This window comes from Halorubrum tibetense (genome assembly GCF_042661865.1).
Lineage (GTDB): Archaea > Halobacteriota > Halobacteria > Halobacteriales > Haloferacaceae > Halorubrum > Halorubrum tibetense.
This window is the reverse complement of sequence record NZ_JBHSWW010000453.1, coordinates 1-1283: the sequence shown is the minus strand read 5'-3', so window position 1 is coordinate 1283 and position 1283 is coordinate 1. Positions and strand designations below refer to the sequence as shown.

The window sequence follows — 1283 nt, the reverse complement described above, 5'->3', positions numbered from 1 at the left end:
GCGTGCCGCTCGACGGCGGGCTGGCCCACTATGCGGGCGGCGGCGGATTCGGGTCGACTCGGTCGGGCGAGTCGCTGTCGCTGTGGGGAACCGAGGTCGGTACGGTCGCGACCGCCCGAGCCGCGCGGAAGGCTGGCTCCGCGGACGCGTCGGGGACACCGACACCGGTCGCTACGGTCGAGTGGGCCCCGATCGACGTGGTCGCGAACGGCGAGCGGATCGTCGGCCTCTCGCTGTTCGCCGCTCGCGCTCCTCGCTGCGGGGCGAAGCTCGTGTGTCCGGACACCACGTTCGACGTCGGGGAGACGGTAACGGTCCGGGTCGAACCGAGCGACGACCCGGTCCGGCTCGGCGGTCGGTGAGCCTCTAGACGTGACTCGAAGAGCCCGGAACACGATCCGATCGATGGCGAACAGCCGGCGCGCGGCCGCGACACCCGCGGCGGTGCGCCGGACTCCCGTCTCGGCCACCGCGGGCGACCCGTCAGGTCACGCGTCGGATGCCGCGTCATGCTACATGAGACGTTGCCTGCCCCAGCACGTGTGGAGTCCTCGGTAACGTTTCCGAGCCGATCAACCGACGGGAGGTTTCGACCGGTTCCCCGGGTTACAAGCGTCCCGGCGGCGACGGGGGGACATGGTCGATCGCGATATCGCCGACATGGACCCGATCCCGTCGGCGGCGACGGAGTACGTCCAGCGCCGGATCGAGGAGGAACACGGCTATCTCTCGTGGCTAAACACGTCGGTTGACGTCGTCGAGCGCGGCCGGATCGTGATGTCGATCCCGTTCGACGAGAAGCTGACGAACACGGACGGGCGGACGATCCACGGCGGCGTCGCCGCGACCCTGATCGACACCGCGGGCGGCGTCGCCCAACGGACGGCGTTCGAGGACCCCCTCTCCGGCGGCGTGGCGACGGTGAACCTCAACGCGAACTACCTCCGGCCGGCGACCGGCGACCTCCGAGCCGAGGCCGAGGTCGTCCGGGCGGGCGGCTCGATCGGCGTCAGCGACATGACGGTGACGAGCACGACCGAGAACGGCTCCGCGGAGGTCGTCGTCGGCCAGGGCTCGTTTCGGCTGTTCCGCGACTGACGCGCCGGGGTTACACCGAGTACCCGGCGAGCCCACTCGTGATCGCGTCGATCCCGTCGAGCGCCGCGTCGAGGGCCGCGACCGCGTCGCGGTCGGCGCGATCCGGTGCCGCACGGACGGTGACCGTCTGGTCGCCGAGCGGGACGAACCCACAGCCGAGTCGCTCGGCCGTCTCCCGGAGCCCG

The 1283-nt window shown here is 71.4% G+C and carries 2 protein-coding genes; both read left to right on the top strand.

Annotation, left to right across the window (positions count from 1 at the left end; genetic code table 11):
• On the top strand, positions 1–362 hold a 362-nt coding region (locus ACFQEU_RS16100), incomplete at its 5' end, for a DUF8155 domain-containing protein (protein WP_465261171.1).
• Between the two features lie 274 nt (positions 363–636).
• On the top strand, positions 637–1098 hold the full coding sequence (locus tag ACFQEU_RS16095) for a PaaI family thioesterase (RefSeq protein ID WP_379783807.1): 462 nt from the start codon (positions 637–639) through the stop codon (positions 1096–1098).
• Positions 1099–1283: the final 185 nt, after the last annotated feature.